Here is an 18,134-nt window from a genome sequence, read left to right on the forward strand (position 1 = left end):
AACATAGAGAATGTTCGTTATATTTCTTACGCAGGGCACGACTACTTGCCGAGGTTCAAGGAGAAGGCGCATGCAGGAACGGGCGGCCAGGACGCGCCAGGCCGTGTTGGAAGCGGCCGCCGACGAGTTCGCCGAGCGCGGTTACGAGGGCGCCTCCCTCCAGCGGATGGGCCGGCGGGCCGCGACCTCGATCGGCGCTCTGACCTTTCACTTCGGGAACAAGACCACCCTGGCCGAGGAGGTCCGTGCGGCGGGCCGCGCCCGCTTCGAGCGCTGTCTGGAAGACCTCGCGGCCGCCCCCGACCCCTTGCGTGAACTCCGCACCCTGATCGGTGCGTTGGCCCGGCTGGCCCACGAGGACGCCTTCGTGCGCGCCACGCGCCGCCTGGAGCGCGACGGCCCGGGGGACGTGTCGCCGTTGACCGAGGTCTGGCTCCCCGAGCTCCGCGGCCTGCTCGACCGGGCCCACGAGGCGCGACGGCTGCGTCCCGGAGTGTCCCCGGAGGACGCGGTGGCCCTGCTGGCGCATCTCGCGGAGGGCGCGATGGCCGCACACGGCGCGACCCGGGACCCGGCGGCCTGGGACTCGGTCTGGGATTCCGTCTGGAACGTCGTCCTGCACGGCCTCGCCGCCGAGCGGGCCGGTCAGGCGGGGAGCACGGGGCAGACGGGCCGGATGGACCTGACGGGCGTGCCGACGTCGCGGACCTGACGGGAACGAGGGCCGGAACCAGCCGTCAGGCGGGATCCGGCCCCCGTGCCGTCAGGTCTCAGGCGGTCGTCCGCAGCGACCTCGCCACCGCGTCCGCCACCTCGTCCAGGACCTGCCCGCCGGGGCCCGCCGTCAGCCGGTTGCGGACCAGGGCGGCGCCGACGCCCGCCCCCGGCCAGGCCTGGTAGGCGACTCCGCCGGGACCCTGGTGGCCGAAGGCGCCGGAGCGGACGTCCGGGTGGAGGCCCTCGTCGAGGAGTTGGAGGCCGCCCTCGCCGTACGCGCTGACCCCGCCGAGCAGCGGATCCAGGCCCTCGGCCCAGAAGCTCCGTGCCTGGTCCAGTGTGCGGCGCGACAACAGCAGCGGCTCCTCGCCCGGGGCCCGTACGGCGTCCGCCGCCAGGATGCCCTGGAGCCGGGCGAGCCCGCGGGCCGATGCGTACGCCCCCAGCGAGGGGATGACCGCGTACCGCCGTCGGCTCTCGTTCCACACCCCGGCGTCCGCGGGGAACGGTGCCGGGTTGTTCCACACCCGCCCGGAGAGGTCCGTCCCGCAGTCGCCCGCCGCGCCGCGCCGCGTCCCTCCGTGCCTTCCGCCCTCCGGCACCGGGAAGCGGGCGCGGAAACCGGCGTCGTACGAGATCCGGGCGGCGAAAGGCAGTTGGTCGGGCACGAGCCCGAAATGGATGTCGAGACCGAGCGGCCCCGCGATCTCCTCCAGGAAGAACAGGTCGAGATCGCGGCCGTCGACCCGGCGGATCACCTCGGCGGCGATCCACCCGGCGGTCCACGGCCCGTGCAGCACACCGCCCGCCCGCGGGTCCCCCTCCGGGCTGTCCTGTTCGAGCAGCGCGGCCATCATCTGCGGGTTCTCGACATCGCGCTGGTCGAGGTCGGCCGCCACGCCCGGCAGCCGGGCGGTGAACGTCAGCACGTCCCGCAGCGTCACCGCGCCCTTGCCGCGCATCGCGAACTCGGGCCAGTAGTCGGCGACGGGCCGGTCCAGCGCGAGTGCGCCCATGTCGGCGAGCAGCAGGACCGCCGTGGCCAGGATCCCGTGGGAACCCGTCAGCACCGGCTGGAGGGTGTCGCCGGTCCACGGAGTCCCGCTGACCGGGTCCCCGGTCCCGTGCCACAGGTCGACGACCGTTTCACCGTCCCGTACGACCGCCAGCGCGGCCCCCTGGGAACCGGCCGGCCCCGCGTCCCGGCAGGCGCGTTCGAAGGAATGGCGCACGGAGGCGAACCCGGGCGCCGTGGTTCCGTGGACGGCGGCCGTCGTCGGACGGGGTCTGGATCGCGGGAGGACCTGCCGTACCAGAGAGGTCGTCATGTCAAGAACTCCAGAAGTGGTGGGGAGCCAGGGGCGGGGGCGGGCGGTGCGGGGGCCGGACTCGGCTCACACCTCGGGGGCGCCCGCCGGGTAGGGCAGGAACTCCAGGTCGGTCAGGTCCTGTTCGGTCAGCCGGATCCGGTCGCCGCCGAGGTTCTCCGCGAGGTGGTACGGCACCGTCGTGCCGGGCAGCGCCACCACGTGCTCGCCGAGCCGGAGCAGCCACGCCAGGGCGACCTGCGCGGAGGTGGCCTCGTGCCGGGCGGCCACCTGGGCGACCGCTCGCGTGAGGGCGTAGTTGTGGCGGATGGCGCGCGGGGCGAAGCGGGGCTGGGTCCGCCGCCAGTCGTCCGGGGCCAGGTCGTCGGAGCGTGACAGCGCGCCGGTCAGCAGACCGCGGCCGAGCGGGGCGCCGGCCAGCAGCGCGATCCGGCGCTCCACCGCGTACGGCACGACGTCGTCGAGACCGCAGCGGGTGAAGAGCGACACCTCGGCGGCCATCGCCGCCGCCTCGTGCACGGTTTCGGCGGCGCGGGCCTCCTGGACGGTGACGACGGGCAGCCCCAGCATGCGGATCTTCCCCGCCCAGACCTGCTCGGCCAGCGCACCCCAGCTCTCCTCCAGCGGCACGACCGGATCGACGCGGCGCAGCAGGTAGAGGTCGATGTGGTCCACGTGCAGCCGGCGCAGGCTCTCGTCGACCGCGTCCCGCAGCGCCTGCGGGCCGCCATCGGGTCGCAGCGCACCGTCGGCGTCGCCGAGCAGGCCGCCGCCGGTGCACAGCACCACCTCGTCCCGGCGCCCGCGGATGGCCTCACCGATCAGCCGCTCGTTGTCCCCGGCCGCGTAGGCGCCGGCCGTCTCGACGAGGTTGACCCCGAGGTCCACCGCCTCCTGGACCAGCGACACGGCCTTGCTCCGGTCCCTGAGGGCCGGGGCGTAGCGGTACGAGAGTCCCATCGCGCCCAGTCCCAGCCGTCCGACGACCGGCCCGTCCCGGCCCAGTGTTGTGGTTCGCATCCTGCGAGAACCCCCTTCTCCAGAGAGGAAAGCGACCACCTCATAGCAACAGCCCGCGCTGTCGAAGCACAGCATCCCGTTCCTACTTGCCGACCTCTGGACGACTTCGGGATGTTCACCACCGACCGGGCGCGGCAGAGTCGGCCCGGAAGCCGGGCGTCGTCCGCGGAAGCCGGGCGTCGTCCGCGGTAACCGAGCGTCGTATGGTGCCGCACGACGTGCCACGAACCACGAACGGAGCTCAGTCGCGTTTCCCGGGCCCCTGGTCGCCGGCGTGGCCCGGCGCCGTGATGCGCGCGATCGCCTCGACCGTCAGGGCGCGCTCGTGGGGCTCGGTCTCCAGGGCGCGGTGGATCGACAGGCCCTCGATGAGCGCGTCGAGCTGGCGGGCGGTGGCCGGGTCGAAGTGCCATTCCAGGGCGCGGCGGCTGCGGCCCATCCAGGCGCGGGTGAGCTCGCGGTAGGCGGGCCGGCGTGCGGCGAGGGTGTAGAGCTCGTGGGTGAGGATCAGCTCGCGCTGGTTGCCGCCGGAGAGGTGGTGGACGAGATCGGCGACGGCCCCGCGTGCCTCGTCGGGGGTGCTCGCGGCGCCGAGGCGTTCCTCGAAGACGGCGACGATCGTGCCGGAGAAACGCGTGAACGCCTCGTGCAGCAGCTCGTCCATGCCGGAGAAGTGGTACGTCATCGAGCCCAGCGGAACGCCCGCGCGGGCGGCCACCTTACGGTGCGAGACACCCGCGACGCCCTCGTCGACGATGAGGTCCAGCACGGCGTCGATGATGCGGTCCCGCCGGTCGGGGTCGGTGCGCCCTGTCGCCACGCGGGGCCTCCTCGGTGGGCTCGGTCCTCCTCGCAGCATAGAGCGCGGGGGCGGGGAGCCTGTCGGCCGATCAGTTCGCCCGACGAGGCGGCAGCTGCTCCTCGCCGTTGACCTGGCGGTGGCGGACCGGCCGGGCGGTCCGCCACCCGGCCGGCGTCGCGCCACGCCTGCTGCCAGGCGGCTGACGCCAGTCAGCGAGCGGCTTCGCGGTGTCGAGGGTGTCGGGGCGCACCCGTCCCAGGACGCGCCGTTGATCGGCCAGTACCTCTTCGAGCGAGGCGACGGCCCCGGCCCCCACGGGCGGTGGAACGGCGAAATCGGGGATGGAGGACGGCTGTCCCCTCCCCTCGGGCCGCGCACCGATGGGAGTGTACGGTCGTACGCTCATGCACCCGCACGTCCGACGCTTCCCGTAACCCACCGATCTGCCGAGGCCCGACTCCCATGAAGAACACGCCGGTCATGGACGCCACCACCCGCCGCTGGCGCGCGGCGCTCTTCCTCTTCATGCTCGCCACCGGGGTGAGCATGGCGTCCTGGGTCGCCCGCACCCCGGCGGTCCGGGACGCGCTGGACGTGACGACCGGATCGATGGGTCTCGTGCTGTTCGGGCTCTCCGTCGGGTCGATGGCCGGGGTGCTGGTCTCCGGCGGGCTGGTGCGCGGACACGGCGGGCGGCTGGTGATCGCCGTCGGGGCGGGGCTGCTCGTGGCCGGGCTGCTGGTGATCGCCGGGGGTGCGGCGCTGGAGGCGTCGGCTGGGGTGTTCTGCGGACTCGCGCTGTTCGGGGCCGGTTTGGGCCTGGCGGAGGTGGCGTTCAACATCGAGGGCGCGGCCGTCGAACGGACCCTGGGCCGCCCCGTCCTGCCGGTGCTGCACGGCTGCTTCAGCCTGGGGACCGTGGTCGGCGCGCTGGTCGGGATGGGGCTGACGGCGGTCCGGTTCCCGGTCGGCTGGCACCTGGCGGCGATAGCCGTCGCCGTCGCGGCGGCCGGGGCGTGGACCGTACGGGCGGTGCCTGCGGGCACGGGGCAGGAGGAGGCGGAGGCCGGTGACGGGCAGCGGACCGGAGGGGTGCGCGCGCAGCTGGTGGTCTGGCGGGACCGGCGGCTGGTGCTGATCGGTTTGATCGTGCTGGCCATGGCCTTCGCCGAGGGTTCCGCCAACGACTGGCTGCCGCTGCTGATGGTGGACGGTCACGGGACGAGTGCGACGGCCGGTTCGTTGACGTTCATGCTGTTCGCCGTCGCGATGACGACGGGCCGGTTCACGGGCGGGCCCCTGCTGGTGCGCTACGGCCCGGCGGCCGTGGTCCGGGCGAGCGCCGTGGTGGCGGCGGTCGGCGTGGCCCTGGTGATCTTCTCCGACGACGCGCTGCTCGCCGGGGCGGCGGTGGTGCTGTGGGGCCTCGGCGCGTCGCTGGGGTTCCCGGTCACGATCTCGGCGGCGGGCGAGGGCGTGCGGAACGCTTCGGCCCGGGTCGCGGCGGTCTCGACGGCGGGCTACGCGGCGTTTCTGGTCGGCCCGCCCTCGCTGGGCTTCCTGGCCGACCACGTGGGGCTGCGGAACGCGATGGTGGTGGTGCTCGTGCTGCTGGGCGGTGCGGCGCTGATCACCCGGGCGCTGCGGACACCGTCCTCCGGGGCGGGCGTGGAGCCGCCCGGTGCGCGGGTCCCCGGAGCCTCTCAGTCCGACCTGGTGTAGATCAGGCTCTCGCCCGTCCCGGCCGTGGACCGGCGCAGGTCCCCGTCCGGGAGCAGGGTCAGTTCGGTGGGCTTGCCGGGCGTGCAGGAGGAGGCCGGACGGCCGGAGGACACCGTGGACGGCCCGATACGGACCGGGCCGTCCCCGGTGGGCCGGTCGGCGAGGGGGGCGGCGAACTCGCAGCGGTACGAGGATCCGGAGGCGAGGGGCCCCTCAGCGGTCAGGACGAGGACCTGGTCGCCCACGTTCCCCTGCCGGATGGTCAACGTCCGTGAGGAAGCGCCCTGTTCGCCGGGTATGGAGCCGGTCCAGGTCCCCAGGAAGTCCTCCGGGACGGCACCCCTCTGGCTTCCCTGCTGCCCGCCCCCGGTTTCGGCGGAGCCCGAGGGGCCGGGGGACGCGGTCGTCCCCGGGGCGGCGCCGTTCATGAACGCGTACACCGATCCGCCCGCCCCGATCGCCACGACCACGGCGACGGCGACCAGCGCGGCGGTGGCCCCGGCGGAGCGGCGCTCCCGGGCGGGCGGGGGAGCCGTGGGCGCGAAGTAGGCCGGGGGGAGGGACTGTTCGGCGGTACGGCCGGGGGCCGGCCACGGGGCGGCGGGGGTGCCGTACGGCGGGTGGTGGGGAGCGTACGGGTGGGGCCCGGGCGGTATCGGGGCGACGGGCGGCCGTGCGGGGCTCCCGGCCGTCTCCGGGCTCGCCGGGGCGGCCTGGGGGTGCTGGGGGGTGCGGGGGTGCTGCGGATGCTGGACGCCCAGGGCGCCTGGAGGGCTGTGCGGAGCTTGCCGACCGCGTGGGTCGTCCGGCCGGTCCGGCCCGTCCGGGCCCTCCGGGTCCTCCGCGTCGAGCAACCCCACGGCATGGCGGCCGAGCTGGGCGATCAGGGTGGCGGGCAGCCAGGGTTCGTCCGCCTGCGCCTCCGCCTCGCCGAGGCGGGCCAGGATCTCGCCGGTGCCGGGGCGGGCCGCCGGGTCCTTCGCCAGGCAGTCGCGGATGATGCCGGCCAGGTCCTCCGGAACCCCGGTCAGTTCCGGTTCCTCCTGGGCTATCCGGAACATCAGGGCGTGGACCCCGCCGCTCTCCGTCGTCCCGAACGGCAGTCGGCCCGAAGCGGCGTACGCGAGGACGGACCCGAGACAGAACACGTCGCACGCGGTGGTCACGCGCTCGCCGCGCACCTGTTCGGGGGCCATGAAGCCGGGGGAGCCGACCAGAGCCCCGGTGCGGGTCAGTTCGCCGTCGGGCACGGACTCCAGGGCACGGGCGATCCCGAAGTCGATGACCCGGGGGCCGTCGATGGTCATCAGGACGTTGGAGGGCTTCAGGTCCCGGTGGATGAGCCCGGCCTCATGGATGTGCTGGAGCGCGTGGGCGAGCCCGGAGCCGAGGAAGCGTACGGAACGCGACGGCAGCGGCCCGTACGCCCCCGAATCCGTGACCGGGGCGCCGGGGCGGCCCGAGACGATGCGATGGAGGGAGGGCCCGGCGACGTAACCGGTGGCGACCCAGGGGACGGGGGCCTCGGTGTCGGAGTCCAGCACCGGTGCCGTCCAGGCCCCGCCGACGCGGTGTGCGGCACGGACCTCCTGGCGGAAGCGGGCCCGGAATTCGGGCTGCTCGGCGAGCTCGCGGCGGACGAGCTTGAGGGCGACGGTGCGGCCTCGGTCGGAGCGGGCGAGGAAGACCTGGCCCATGCCGCCCTCGCCCAGGCGGCCCAGGAGGCGGTACGCACCGACGCGGTGCGGGTCGTCGAACCCGAGCTTGTCCATGGTGCGCTTCCTCCCCCGTGCGGCCCGCACGAGATTATCGCCGTCCCCGATGCGCCTCCTGCCTCCCGCCTAGGACACGGCACCCCGTCTCTCTGGTTCCCCCCGCCCCCAGGACGGGCCGGCACGCTCCAGCCTCGGCCCAGCACACTTCAGCCCGTCCGGCGCTTTGAGGAGGGACGCGTGGCCCGGGACGGGGGCCCCGCGCTCTTCAGCCCGTCCGGCGCTCGAGGACAGAGACGGAACCCTTGATCGGCCAGGGGCGACGCACGCAACAACGCCGGTGCCCGCAGGAACCCACCCGGCGGCGCCGAGGTCCGACCGAGGTCCGATACGGCACGGTTCCGTCCTCAAGCGCCGGACGGACTCGGGGCGACTGGCCCCGGACCGGATTGCCCGGGCCCGGCCGGCTCCGCAGCGGTCAGGTTCTCCACCGCCCCCGACAACCGCTCCAGCACCCGCACCGTCTCCGCCAGCCCCTCCACCCCCAGCTCCCCCGCGAGCCGCGCGGCGAACTCCGCGTGCGGCGGGTTGATCCGGGACACCGCCTCCCGCCCCGCCTCCGTCACCCGCAACAGCTTCGCCCGACGATGGGCCGGGTTCTCCGCGTACTCCGCGAGCCCCCGCCCGACCAGCAGATCCGCGATCCGCTGCACACTCTGCCGGGTGATCCCCATCGCCCGCGCGATCCCCGCCACCGGCAACGGCTCCACCAGCACCGCCCCCAGCACCTGCCACCACGCCGCCGTGAGACCGCCCGGCCGCGCCAACTCGTCGGCCACCGACAGGAACTGCCCGTTCAGCCGGAACACCGTCAGCGCCGCACGGCTCAGCAACTCCTGCTCGGACGGGACGCGCCCCGCCCCCTCACTCACCCTGCAACACCTCGTACGCGCTCGCGTCCGAGTCGTGGAACAGCCGGTACCACGCGTCCAGCTTCTCCGGCCCGTACACCCCGAGCAGCGCGAAGACCTCGCGCGCGAACGCCACCGGCTCCGTCGGCCCGGCCGTGATCAGCCCGCCGTCCGTGACCGCGTCCGCTTCCACGTACCGCGAGCCGCCCGCGTACCCCGTCGCCGCCAGGTAGAAGGAGACCGCACTCGTGTGCGCGCGGCTGTCCAGCAGCCCCTCCCGGGCCAGCCCGGCCGTCGCCCCGCAGATCGCCGCGACCGGGACCCCCGCGTCCAGGAAACCCCGGGCGGCCCGCGCGAACGGGGCCAGCCCGTCGCCCGAGTCCCACGTGTCCGCACCGGTCAGGATGAGCAACGCGCTGTCCTGCGACCGCAGTTCGTCCAGCGACAGGTCGGGCTGGACGCGTAGGCCGCCCATGGTCGTCACCGGCTCCGGGGAAGGCCCCACGGTCCGCACGATGTAGCCGTTCCGCGCGAGATGGGCGGTGGTGTACCCGGTCTCCCAGTCGGCGAAGGTGTCGTAGACGGCGAGATGCACGGTTCCGGTGCTGCTGCTGGGCATGATGGCCTCCTAGGCTCAATGACAGAAGGCTGTCATGTTGGCAGCATGCTGTCAATGCGGCAGGGGTGGACTCGCGCGGAGACCCTGACCCGGGCCGGACCGGCCGGACCCGACACCCTGCCGACCCATCCGCCCCAGGCCGTACAAGGTGGCCATGGAGGCGGCCCCCACCAGCGCCTACGCTCGCCGCATGACCCCTCATGCCCCTCATGCCCCGTCCGCCGACCCCGCGGCCGGTGCGGCCGTGAAGGCCGCGGACCGCGCGCACGTGTTCCACTCCTGGTCCGCCCAGGGCCTCATCGACCCGCTCGCCGTCGCCGGCGCCGAGGGGTCCTACTTCTGGGACTACGACGGCAACCGCTACCTGGACTTCACCAGCGGGCTCGTCTACACCAACATCGGCTACCAGCACCCCACCGTGATCGCCGCGATCCAGGAGCAGGCGGGCAAGCTCGCCACCTTCGCGCCCGCGTTCGCGATCGAGGCACGCTCCGAGGCCGCACGCCTCATCGCCGAGCGCACCCCGGGCGACCTGGACAAGATCTTCTTCACCAACGGCGGGGCCGAGGCCGTCGAGAACGCCATCCGCATGGCCCGGCTGCACACCGGCCGCACGAAGGTGCTGTCCGCCTACCGCTCGTACCACGGGGCCACCTCCACCGCGATCAACCTCACCGGGGACCCGCGCCGCTGGCCCTCCGACAACGGCTCGGCGGGCGTCGTCCGCTTCTGGGCCCCGTTCCTCTACCGCTCCCCGTTCCACGCGGCGAACGAGGCCGAGGAGTGCGCCCGCGCCCTCCAACACCTGGAGGACACCCTCGCCTTCGAGGGCCCGGCCACCATCGCCGCGATCATCCTGGAGACCATCCCGGGCACGGCGGGCATCATGACCCCGCCGCCGGGCTATCTGGCGGGCGTCCGCGAGATCTGCGACCGGTACGGGATCGTCTTCGTGCTCGACGAGGTGATGGCCGGATTCGGCCGCACCGGCGCCTGGTTCGCCGCCGACCACTTCGACGTCGTGCCGGACCTGCTGACCTTCGCCAAGGGCGTCAACTCCGGTTACGTACCGCTGGGCGGCGTCGCCATCAACGCCGAGATCGCCGCGACCTTCGAGACCCGCCCCTACCCCGGCGGCCTCACCTACTCCGGGCACCCGCTGGCCTGCGCCGCCGCCGTCGCCACCATCGGCGTGATGGAGGACGAGAAGGTGGTCGAGCACGCGGCCCGGATCGGCGAGCGGGTCCTCGGCCCCGGCCTGCGCGAACTCGCCGAGCGCCACCCCTCGGTGGGCGAGGTGCGCGGCCTCGGCGCGTTCTGGGCGCTGGAACTGGTCCGCGACCGGGAGACCCGCGAGCCGCTCGTCCCGTACAACGCCTCGGGCGAGGCCAACGCCCCCATGGCGGCCTTCGGCGCCGCGGCGAAGAAGCAGGGGCTGTGGCCGTTCATCAACATGAACCGGACCCATGCCGTCCCCGCCTGCAACGTCTCCGAGGCCGAGGCCAAGGAAGGGCTGGCGGCCCTGGACGTCGCTCTCTCCGTCGCCGACGCGTACACGGTGCAGGGGGCGTAACGCCCCCGGACCGCACGCCGGGTAACCGGACTGCACGGTTCTGTACGTGATCGACCTTGCGCCCATCCCGCCGTGCCCGGAATCGGGCACGGCGGTGCCCTGGCTTAAGGTGACCCGAACCAGAATGACCCCCGCCGGAAACGGTCGGCGCCGAAAACGGTCGGTGTACGGGGGTCGAGGGCGGGCAGGGGCAGATGGACGGATGGGGGCCGGTATGAGTCCGAGCGGAGGTGTGACGCGCAACACCCTGCGCCAGCAGATCGCCGACGCGCTGCGTGACGAGGTGCTGGCAGGGCGTCTTCCGCCGGGCCGGGAGTTCACCGTCAAGCAGATCGCCGAGCAGTACGGGGTCTCCGCGACGCCCGTCCGTGAGGCGCTCTTCGACCTCTCCGCACAGGGGCTCCTCGCCTCGGACCAGCACCGGGGCTTCCAGGTGCGTGAGTTCACCGTCTCCGACTACCGCGCGATGGCCGAGGCCCGCGCCCTCGTCGTCGAGGGCCTCTTCCGCAACCCCGCCGAGCGGGTCGCGGTCCGGCCCGAGGGGCTCGCCTCCATCCGCCGTCGGGCGGCGGAGGCGGTCCGCGCGGCGAAGGGCGGCGACCTCGACGTGCTGATCGGGTACGACCTGCGGTTCTGGCGGGAGCTGGGGCAGTTCGTCCTCAACCCGTACGTCTCCGACTTCCTCACCCGGCTCCGCGTCCAGGCCTGGGTGTTCGCCGTACACCGGCTGCGCCGTGACGGCATGGACGAGGGCGTGCTCTGGTTCGGTCACGAGGACCTGGTCGAGGCCATCGCCCGGGGCGGCCACGAGCAGGTCCACGCCGCCCTGCACTCCTACTACGCGCACGCGCTCGCCTGGGCGGACCGGCTGGAGGCGCGGGCAGCCGGGGGAGACGCCCCCGGACCGTCGGCCCCTGCGGAGTCCCGGGAGTCCCGGGAGTCCCGGGAGTCCGGGGAGTCCCGGGAGTCCGGGGAGTCCCGGGAGTCCGGGGAGTCCGGGAAGTCCCGGGAGTCCGGGAAGTCCCGGGAGTTCCCGGGCACTCCGAGGACCTCGAAGACCCTGGGGCACTGTGCGTGAGGTTCGCCCCGCATTACGCTGTCCCGACGATCGCCCGCACCCGTTGGAGAGCGAGACTTCGTGGCCTGTGACCTGTGGCTGGTCCCCCTCGTCGACGTGCTGTGCCACAGCGCCGACAATCCGTTCGCCGAAGAGATCGCCGTCTACGACAAGGCGCTGAACGACGCCGGGCTGCCGCCCGTCCCCGTCTACGCCTACATGCCGGGCCTCAACGGGGAAGTCGCCCCCGTGGCCGGCTTCGACTACGACGCCCTGCACTTCCTGCGCCGCGCCTATCTGCTCCAGCTGAGCGGCTTGGCCGTCACGCCCGTCGCGGGTCTCGACGGCGACTACGAGCAGCTCCTCGAAATGTTCGAGCAGGCCGCGCAGCAGTCTCATCTGGTGTGGCACTACGACCACGCCGGGGCGTACGTCCCGGTGGACTTCCCGGCCCCCCTGGCCGACGACGCGCTCCTGGCGGGCGGCGGCCCGCTGGGCTCCGCGCACGGTCTGCTGCGCGAGCTGCAGTTCGTCGCCCCGTCCATCGGCATCGACCCGGCCAACCCGCCGGCCGCCCCGCGACCGCCCTCCGGCCCCACGGCCCTGGAGGAACCGGCGGACCCGATCCCCTACGACGACAGCCCGTTCGCCCGGGAACGCCATGTCTGGCTCGGCCTCCACGCGGCGGCGACCCGCAGCCTGGCCCAGGGCTCAATGATCATCTTCAGCTAGGCCCTGTCCAGCACCCACGGACGGGGGACGCCGCGTTCCAGTCCCCTCCGCTTCCGTCGGCGGACCGGACGCCCCATTCAGCTCGTCCGGCGATCGAGGACCGGGGGTCCGGGGGCAGCGCCCCGAAGCCTGCACCGCGCCCCGGCCCCGGCCCCAGCCCCGGCCCTCGCCGCGGACTCGTCACCGCGGCGGCGACTCCGGCGGCCGCTGCCGCGGCATGTTCGGCCGCGCCGCCACCGAAGGCATGGAGAACCGCCCCGGCGCCGCCCCCGACTCGCCGCGCCCCCCGGCGCTGCCCGTAGCCAGGGCCTGCATGCCCATCGGCGCGGGCCCCGCCCGGAACTCCACCATCCAGTCCGCCGTCTCCGACCGCACCAGCTCGGTGACGTCCTCGGAGAACCTCCGCAGCACCCCCAGGCACCGGTCGGCCGCCTCGCTGGCCGTGCCCTCGGTCGGCCCGAGCATCTCCCGTACGCACTCCGAGGCCCAGTCGTACTGGAGCACCTGGAGCCGCCGCTGTACGGCCTGGGCCGTGGCGAGGTTCCTTATCCACCCGGAGGTGAGACCGAAGTACCGGTCGCAGGCCATGCAGGCGGTCCCCAGCAGCAGGGACAGATAGCCCCAGCCCGCCGAGCCGCTCAGGGCGCCGGTCAGGTCGAGCAGTGGCAGGGCGGCCCCGGCGACCACCCCGGCGGCGGTGCCCATCCGCAGGGCCCTGGCGGCCCGGCGCTTCCGGATCCGGTCGTTGAGATACCACTCGGCGGTGTCCAGCGCCCCGGCCTCGACCCAGCGGTAGAGCTCGTCGAGCCGCTCGGCCGGCTCGCCCCAGTCGCCGAGGGGGAAGGGGCGCCCGGTCAGATCACGCCCGGCGGGGCGTCCCCTGCCCGGACCGGAAGCGGAATGCTCTGCTCCGTTTTCACCGGATCCCGCATCGGACTCCTTGCGGGGCGGCCCCTCGGGCTGCATCTCCGGCTGACTCACCGGGGCACTCCTCTGCACTCTGACGGACGGGACGGACGCGTAGGGCTTCCCGGCACCGGACCCGACCGGCCCGGAGAGGGCGGGGCGGCCCGCGCGACCGACGACCCCCGCGAGGTAACTCTGCGTCACCGCACATGCACGCTCGTGTGTCGATGTGCATGCCCTTCCTACCGCCGAATGGTGGGCCGTGGGGTCGAAATCGCGGGATTCCCGCCTGTGCGCGGCCGCTGGTCAGGTATAGGAGCGCTTACGCCGCTTCCTGAATCTCACCCGAAAGAGTTGGTCCCTGGCGGGTGGAGCGCGGTGACCGGGGAGCACGTAGGCTCGGCGTACCGAAACATTTGTCGTCGAAATGCCAGGAGTGACCGTGATTCCCGGTGGTGGTCAGCCCAATATGCAGCAGTTGCTCCAGCAGGCCCAGCAGATGCAGCAGGATCTCGCAGCGGCCCAGGAGGAACTGGCCAGGACCGAGGTCGACGGACAGGCGGGCGGTGGTCTCGTGAAGGCCACCGTGACCGGCTCCGGCGAGCTCCGCGCCCTGGTGATCGACCCGAAGGCGGTGGACCCGGAGGACACCGAGACGCTCGCCGACCTCGTCGTCGCGGCCGTCCAGGCGGCCAACGAGAACGCGCAGACGCTCCAGCAGGAGAAGCTCGGCCCGCTGGCCCAGGGCCTGGGCGGCGGGGGCGGCATCCCCGGCCTGCCGTTCTGACCGGGCCGGGCCGACCGGGCCAACCGCTCTGACCGTTCTGACCGGACCGGACGGAGCCGGGCCCGCGAGGCCTACTGGTACCGACCCGTACCCACTACGGTACGGAGCAGAAAGCAAAGAAAGGCGTTCCGTTGTACGAAGGCGTTGTTCAGGACCTCATCGACGAACTGGGCAGGCTGCCCGGCGTCGGTCCCAAGAGCGCGCAGCGGATCGCCTTCCACATCCTCCAGGCCGAGCCCACGGACGTACGACGGCTCGCGCACTCCCTCCTGGAGGTCAAGGACAAGGTCCGGTTCTGCGAGGTGTGCGGCAATGTCGCGCAGCAGGAGCAGTGCGGCATCTGCCGGGACGCGCGCCGCGACCGGAGCGTCATCTGTGTGGTCGAGGAGCCCAAGGACGTCGTGGCGATCGAGCGGACGCGTGAGTTCCGGGGCCGCTACCACGTCCTGGGCGGGGCGATCAGCCCCATCGAGGGCGTCGGCCCGGACGACCTGCGTATCCGCGAGCTGCTGGCGCGGCTCGCGGACGGCTCCATCACGGAGCTGATCCTCGCGACCGACCCCAACCTGGAGGGCGAGGCCACCGCGACGTACCTGGCGCGGATGGTCAAGCCGATGGGCCTCAGGGTGACCCGGCTGGCCAGCGGCCTGCCGGTCGGTGGCGACCTGGAGTACGCCGACGAGGTCACCCTGGGCCGTGCCTTCGAGGGGAGGCGGCTGCTGGATGTCTGACACCACCGGCGTACGCCCTCGTCACGCACCGCAGTCCGCTCCGCTGCCCGCTTCGTTTTCGTTCTCCACTTCCTTGTCCCCTTCGTCGTCCGCTTCACCGTCTGTGACCGCGCCCACGGGAGGTCCCCTCGATGTCTGACGCCACGCTGAACTCCGTCACGCAGGACCCGGGCGACTTCGCCGTCCAGATCGCGGACCAGATCAAGACGTTCATCGTCGCGGTCACCGAGGTGTCCAAGGTCGACGAGCCGGAAGAGGCCGTACCGGTTCTGCTCCTCCAGGTCTCGCAGCTCCTGCTCGCGGGCGGCCGGCTCGGCGCGTACGAGGACGTCCTGCCCGACGAGAGGTACGAACCGGACCTCGGCCCCGAGCCGGACGCGGACGGCCTGCGCGAGCGGTTCGCGGCGCTGCTGGAGCCGATCGACGTCTACTCCGAGGTCTTCGACCCGTACGAGCCCCGCAAGGCCCCGGTCCCGCACCGGATCTCCGACGACCTGGCCGACCTGGTCACCGACCTCGGCCACGGCCTCGCGCACTACGACGCCGAGCGCACCGCCGAGGCGCTGTGGTGGTGGCAGTTCTCGTACTTCTCCAACTGGGGCTCCACCGCCTCCGCCACCCTCCGCGCCCTCCAGTCCCTGGTCGCCCACATCCGCCTCGGCCAGCCCCTGGAGGAGCTGGACGGCCTGGACACCGACCAGGACCCGGGCGAGGAGGACCTCGCCGAGGAGGCGGGCCGCGTGATGCTGGAGGAGATCGCGGGACCGCTGGGCCTGCGCCCGGTGAAGTAGCCGAAGCCGGCGGGCCCCCGGACGCGCGGGCCCTCACCGGAACGCGTCGGCGTTCTCCTCGGCCCAGCGGCGGTAGGGGCGGGCGGGCGAGCCGGTGACCCGGGCCACGGTGTCGTGGACGGCCAGCAGCGCGTCGTTGACGTCGCCGCCCATCAGGTCGAGGACGCTGTCCGCGACCTCGGTCCCCATCATCGCGGCCATCGGCGGGTAGGCCTCCTCCCGGGCGATTCCGACGCAGGCCACCTTCCGGCCCAGGGCCCGCCCCAGCTCGTCGGCCTGCCGCCGCGGGCTGATCAGCTCCGGCCCGGTGAGCGGGTAGGTCCGCCCCCGGTGACCCGGTCCGGTCAGTGCCGCACGGGCCACCGAGGCGATGTCGGCGGGGTGGACGGTCGGCAGCCCGACGTCCGCGTACGGCACGCGCACCACGGACTCGTCGCGTACGGACCGCGCCCACCAGAGGGTGTTGGAGGCGAACTGCGTCGGCCGCAGGACGGTCCACTCCATCCCGCTCTCCCGCAGCCGGCGTTCGACGGTGAGATTCGCCCGCGCCGGGCCGAGGTGCGGATGGGTCATGACGGTGATGGAGGAGACCAGCACCACGTGCTCCACCCCCGCGTCCCGGGCGGCGTCGAGCACTCCGGCGTCGTCGCCGACGCCCGAGATCAGGAACAGGGAACGCACGCCTCCCAGAGCGGACTCCAGCGACTCGGCCCGCCCCAGGTCGCCCTCCGCGACCTCGACCCCGTCGGGCATCGAGGCCCCGGCCCGCGCCGCGTCCCGGGTCAGCGCCCGGACGCCGGTCCTGTGCCCGTCCACGGACAACTGCCGCACCAGCTCGCTGCCGACGTTCCCGGTCGCACCGGTCACCAAAATCATCGCTGAGCGCTCCTCTGTCCGGTCATGGCCTGCTCGATGACGGAAACGCTAGAACCTCAACCAGCCTTGATATCAAGCCGGTTGGCGGGTCCCTCCGCCACTTGACCTCAACCGCGCTCGAGGGCCGAGGCTTCTGCTGAACGGCCGACACGACGGCCACGCCCCGCAAGGAGATTCCTCATGAGCGCCAAGGCCCCCGCCAGCACGCCCACCGTCATCGGAGTGCCCGCCCCGCAGGAGGACGTGGACGCCATCGTCGCGTTCGTCGCCGGCGTGCAGCACGCCCAGCAGAACGCGCTGCCCGACGCCTTCCTCGACGGCTTCCGCGAGGACGCCGTCTGGACCACGGCCCACGGCAAGCGGCTGACCGGACTGCCGGAGATCAGCGCCTTCACCCGCAAGGTGCTGCCCCCGCAGGCGGACTCCCCGGTGACCGCCACGTACACGGTCGACCTGATCCTCTTCATCCGCCCCGACATCGCCGCCGTCAAGATCCGCCAGCGCCCGGCCACCCGGGACGGAGGCCGGTTCCTGGACGAGGTATTCCACGGCCAGGAGGACCCCTCGGAGCTGATGGCCGCCCACCCGGAGGCCGTCCCGGGCACCCCGACGTACGTACTCGCCAAGGACGACGGGATCTGGCGTATCGCCGCCGCGCAGAACACCCAGGTCCTCGACGTGGAGACGCTGACGGCGGGCTGAACGGCACCCGGTGCGTGCATGGCGAAGCCCCACCGTGCTGCGGGCACGGTGGGGCTGTCTGCTCGGGTGGCTCAGGCGGTGCCGAAGTCCCCGGCCCGGACGCCCGCGACGAACGCGGTGAACGCGGTGGCGGGGATGGTCAGGGCCGGGCCGCCGGCGTTCTTGGAGTCGCGGACGGGGACGATGCCGTGCGGGGTGGCGAGGTTGGTGGCGACCTCGACGCACTGGCCGCCGTTGCCGCTGTACGAGGACGTGAACCAACGGGGGGTTTCGGTCGTCACTGGATGCCCTTTCGTAACTTTCTGATCATGGCTACGGAAGCCGCTTGCGACAGCGCCTCTGCCTGGAGTTGATGGTAGGCCGTCAACAGGGGGAGGACGAGTGCGTTGTTGCGTTCCAGATACCCGTGCTGGGCGGACTCGGCGTACGACATCAGCGAGCGGTCGGGCATGGTCAGGATGGTGATCGGCAGGGTGAACGGCCGACGCTCCCCCATCTGGAACGGGGCGACCTGGAGCACGGTGTTCGGCTGCTCGGCGAAGGCCAGCAGCCGGTCGAGTTGAGCTGCTATGACTGCCGGGCCGCCCATCGGCCGGAGAAGGCATCCCTCGTCCAGGACCGCGAACAGCAAGGGGGCCGGGGTACGTACGAGCGCGGCCTGTCGCTGCGCCACCAACGCCACCCGTTCGTCGGCCTGTTCCGGCGTGATGGCTTCCCGGCGTACGGCGTCCGCCTCCAGCGTCGCCGCGTACGCCGGTGTCTGGAGAAGTCCCGGGATGACGCCGACTTCGTACAGCCTGATCTCCGCCGCGCGCTCCTCGTGCTTCACGTACGCCGGGAATCCCTCCAGCAGTGCCGTGTACCTGACGGCCCGGCTCTGACGCTGTAGGCGGTCGCCTGTGCCGAGCGCCCTGTCAGCCTTTGCCGCAAAGGCGTCGGTTGGAGACCGTCTGCCAGTTTCCACGGCGGAAATATGCGCCCCCGAGCACCTCATGAGGGCGCCGAGCTCGTCCTGTGTCAAGCCGCGCTCGTCCCGCAAGCTGCGGAGAAGTGCTCCGAACGCGGCATTCGCCGACCGCTCGGGATCCAGTTCCTTCCGGTTCACCATGCGACACCTAACTTGCCTGTCAGTTTGCGTAAGTTGAAGA

Annotated in this window: 19 protein-coding genes and 1 pseudogene; 9 read left to right on the plus strand and 11 right to left on the minus strand. The window is 73.0% G+C overall.

Annotation, left to right across the window (positions count from 1 at the left end; genetic code table 11):
* The first annotated feature begins 70 nt into the window (after positions 1–70).
* Positions 71–712, plus strand: coding sequence for a TetR family transcriptional regulator (locus ACH4RG_RS02625; protein WP_397918385.1), 642 nt, complete (start codon positions 71–73; stop codon positions 710–712).
* Positions 713–770: 58 nt separating this feature from the next.
* Here ACH4RG_RS02625 and ACH4RG_RS02630 read toward each other — a convergent pair whose 3' ends face one another.
* The 4 genes from ACH4RG_RS02630 to ACH4RG_RS02645 all read right to left on the minus strand — a co-directional run bounded on the left by ACH4RG_RS02630 (position 771) and on the right by ACH4RG_RS02645 (position 4,273).
* Positions 771–2,045: a serine hydrolase domain-containing protein gene (locus ACH4RG_RS02630; protein WP_397918384.1), complete on the minus strand. Its 1,275-nt coding sequence runs from the start codon at positions 2,043–2,045 to the stop codon at positions 771–773.
* A 66-nt stretch (positions 2,046–2,111) separates the two neighbouring features.
* Positions 2,112–3,065: an aldo/keto reductase gene (locus ACH4RG_RS02635; protein ID WP_397918383.1), complete on the minus strand. Its 954-nt coding sequence runs from the start codon at positions 3,063–3,065 to the stop codon at positions 2,112–2,114.
* Positions 3,066–3,306: 241 nt separating this feature from the next.
* Positions 3,307–3,885 carry a TetR/AcrR family transcriptional regulator gene (locus ACH4RG_RS02640; protein WP_397918382.1) on the minus strand — a complete coding sequence of 193 codons (579 nt, stop codon included), beginning with the start codon at positions 3,883–3,885 and terminating at the stop codon, positions 3,307–3,309.
* A 70-nt stretch (positions 3,886–3,955) separates the two neighbouring features.
* Entirely contained in the window at positions 3,956–4,273 is a 318-nt protein-coding gene (locus ACH4RG_RS02645) for a hypothetical protein (protein WP_398539409.1), read from the minus strand.
* Between ACH4RG_RS02645 and ACH4RG_RS02650 the strand changes: the two genes are divergently transcribed.
* Positions 4,189–5,589: an MFS transporter gene (locus ACH4RG_RS02650; RefSeq protein ID WP_398538999.1), complete on the plus strand. Its 1,401-nt coding sequence runs from the start codon at positions 4,189–4,191 to the stop codon at positions 5,587–5,589. The genes ACH4RG_RS02645 and ACH4RG_RS02650 overlap by 85 nt on opposite strands.
* Here the strand turns inward: ACH4RG_RS02650 and ACH4RG_RS02655 are convergent.
* The 3 genes from ACH4RG_RS02655 to ACH4RG_RS02665 form a co-directional block, all read right to left on the minus strand.
* Entirely contained in the window at positions 5,571–7,361 is a 1,791-nt protein-coding gene (locus ACH4RG_RS02655; protein WP_398539000.1) for a serine/threonine-protein kinase, read from the minus strand. The two genes, ACH4RG_RS02650 and ACH4RG_RS02655, sit on opposite strands and share 19 nt — an antisense overlap.
* Positions 7,362–7,708: 347 nt before the next feature.
* The gene (locus ACH4RG_RS02660) at positions 7,709–8,233 is read right to left on the minus strand and encodes a MarR family winged helix-turn-helix transcriptional regulator (RefSeq protein WP_397918378.1); all 525 of its coding nucleotides are present in this window, start codon (positions 8,231–8,233) and stop codon (positions 7,709–7,711) included.
* On the minus strand, positions 8,226–8,831 hold the full coding sequence (locus ACH4RG_RS02665) for a type 1 glutamine amidotransferase family protein (protein WP_397927482.1): 606 nt from the start codon (positions 8,829–8,831) through the stop codon (positions 8,226–8,228). Before ACH4RG_RS02665 ends, ACH4RG_RS02660 begins: the two co-directional genes overlap by 8 nt.
* A 190-nt stretch (positions 8,832–9,021) precedes the next feature.
* On the opposite strand from ACH4RG_RS02665, the gene ACH4RG_RS02670 reads away from it, so the two are divergent.
* The 3 genes and pseudogenes from ACH4RG_RS02670 (at position 9,022) to ACH4RG_RS02680 (ending at position 12,193) form a co-directional block, all read left to right on the plus strand.
* The gene (locus tag ACH4RG_RS02670; protein WP_398161903.1) at positions 9,022–10,404 is read left to right on the plus strand and encodes an aspartate aminotransferase family protein; all 1,383 of its coding nucleotides are present in this window, start codon (positions 9,022–9,024) and stop codon (positions 10,402–10,404) included.
* A 214-nt stretch (positions 10,405–10,618) separates the two neighbouring features.
* A pseudogene (locus ACH4RG_RS02675) lies at positions 10,619–11,350 on the plus strand (GntR family transcriptional regulator); the annotation flags it as partial.
* Positions 11,351–11,542: 192 nt separating this feature from the next.
* Positions 11,543–12,193, plus strand: a complete 651-nt coding sequence (locus ACH4RG_RS02680; protein ID WP_397918374.1) for a hypothetical protein — start codon at positions 11,543–11,545, stop codon at positions 12,191–12,193.
* Positions 12,194–12,373: 180 nt separating this feature from the next.
* Here the strand turns inward: ACH4RG_RS02680 and ACH4RG_RS02685 are convergent, their stop codons facing one another.
* Positions 12,374–13,174, minus strand: a complete 801-nt coding sequence (locus ACH4RG_RS02685; protein ID WP_397918373.1) for an SLATT domain-containing protein — start codon at positions 13,172–13,174, stop codon at positions 12,374–12,376.
* Between the two features lie 367 nt (positions 13,175–13,541).
* On the opposite strand from ACH4RG_RS02685, the gene ACH4RG_RS02690 reads away from it, so the two are divergent.
* From ACH4RG_RS02690 to ACH4RG_RS02700, 3 genes are all read left to right on the plus strand, one after another.
* Positions 13,542–13,886, plus strand: a complete 345-nt coding sequence (locus tag ACH4RG_RS02690) for a YbaB/EbfC family nucleoid-associated protein (protein ID WP_397919256.1) — start codon at positions 13,542–13,544, stop codon at positions 13,884–13,886.
* 131 nt (positions 13,887–14,017) lie between these two features.
* The gene (gene recR / locus ACH4RG_RS02695; protein ID WP_018961762.1) at positions 14,018–14,617 is read left to right on the plus strand and encodes a recombination mediator RecR; all 600 of its coding nucleotides are present in this window, start codon (positions 14,018–14,020) and stop codon (positions 14,615–14,617) included.
* A gap of 131 nt (positions 14,618–14,748) precedes the next feature.
* Entirely contained in the window at positions 14,749–15,408 is a 660-nt protein-coding gene (locus tag ACH4RG_RS02700) for a DUF5063 domain-containing protein (protein WP_397918372.1), read from the plus strand.
* A gap of 33 nt (positions 15,409–15,441) precedes the next feature.
* On the opposite strand, the gene ACH4RG_RS02705 is transcribed toward ACH4RG_RS02700, so the two are convergent.
* Positions 15,442–16,284 carry an NAD(P)H-binding protein gene (locus tag ACH4RG_RS02705; protein WP_398539001.1) on the minus strand — a complete coding sequence of 281 codons (843 nt, stop codon included), beginning with the start codon at positions 16,282–16,284 and terminating at the stop codon, positions 15,442–15,444.
* A 180-nt stretch (positions 16,285–16,464) separates the two neighbouring features.
* Between ACH4RG_RS02705 and ACH4RG_RS02710 the strand changes: the two genes are divergently transcribed.
* The gene (locus tag ACH4RG_RS02710) at positions 16,465–16,986 is read left to right on the plus strand and encodes an SgcJ/EcaC family oxidoreductase (RefSeq protein ID WP_398161895.1); all 522 of its coding nucleotides are present in this window, start codon (positions 16,465–16,467) and stop codon (positions 16,984–16,986) included.
* Positions 16,987–17,057: 71 nt separating this feature from the next.
* Here the strand turns inward: ACH4RG_RS02710 and ACH4RG_RS02715 are convergent, their stop codons facing one another.
* Positions 17,058–17,267 (minus strand): DUF397 domain-containing protein, encoded by a 210-nt coding sequence (locus ACH4RG_RS02715; protein ID WP_398539002.1) that lies wholly within the window; start codon positions 17,265–17,267, stop codon positions 17,058–17,060.
* Positions 17,264–18,094, minus strand: a complete 831-nt coding sequence (locus ACH4RG_RS02720; protein WP_398539003.1) for a helix-turn-helix domain-containing protein — start codon at positions 18,092–18,094, stop codon at positions 17,264–17,266. The genes ACH4RG_RS02715 and ACH4RG_RS02720 overlap by 4 nt, the downstream gene beginning before the upstream one ends.
* Between the last annotated feature and the right edge of the window lie 40 nt (positions 18,095–18,134).

It is taken from the genome of Streptomyces sp. NPDC021019, assembly GCF_044333295.1.
Lineage (GTDB): Bacteria > Actinomycetota > Actinomycetes > Streptomycetales > Streptomycetaceae > Streptomyces.

Excerpts from the sequence above, each read along its gene's own strand:
- ACH4RG_RS02645 (WP_398539409.1), bottom strand. The coding sequence starts at position 4,273 with ATGAGCGTACGACCGTACACTCCCATCGGTGCGCGGCCCGAGGGGAGG.
- ACH4RG_RS02720 (WP_398539003.1), bottom strand. The coding sequence starts at position 18,094 with ATGGTGAACCGGAAGGAACTGGATCCCGAGCGGTCGGCGAATGCCGCG.
- ACH4RG_RS02635 (WP_397918383.1), bottom strand. The coding sequence starts at position 3,065 with ATGCGAACCACAACACTGGGCCGGGACGGGCCGGTCGTCGGACGGCTG.
- ACH4RG_RS02710 (WP_398161895.1), top strand. The coding sequence starts at position 16,465 with ATGAGCGCCAAGGCCCCCGCCAGCACGCCCACCGTCATCGGAGTGCCC.
- ACH4RG_RS02625 (WP_397918385.1), top strand. The coding sequence starts at position 71 with ATGCAGGAACGGGCGGCCAGGACGCGCCAGGCCGTGTTGGAAGCGGCC.
- ACH4RG_RS02630 (WP_397918384.1), bottom strand. The coding sequence starts at position 2,045 with ATGACGACCTCTCTGGTACGGCAGGTCCTCCCGCGATCCAGACCCCGT.
- ACH4RG_RS02670 (WP_398161903.1), top strand. The coding sequence starts at position 9,022 with ATGACCCCTCATGCCCCTCATGCCCCGTCCGCCGACCCCGCGGCCGGT.
- ACH4RG_RS02665 (WP_397927482.1), bottom strand. The coding sequence starts at position 8,831 with ATGCCCAGCAGCAGCACCGGAACCGTGCATCTCGCCGTCTACGACACC.
- ACH4RG_RS02705 (WP_398539001.1), bottom strand. The coding sequence starts at position 16,284 with ATGATTTTGGTGACCGGTGCGACCGGGAACGTCGGCAGCGAGCTGGTG.
- ACH4RG_RS02655 (WP_398539000.1), bottom strand. The coding sequence starts at position 7,361 with ATGGACAAGCTCGGGTTCGACGACCCGCACCGCGTCGGTGCGTACCGC.
- ACH4RG_RS02700 (WP_397918372.1), top strand. The coding sequence starts at position 14,749 with ATGTCTGACGCCACGCTGAACTCCGTCACGCAGGACCCGGGCGACTTC.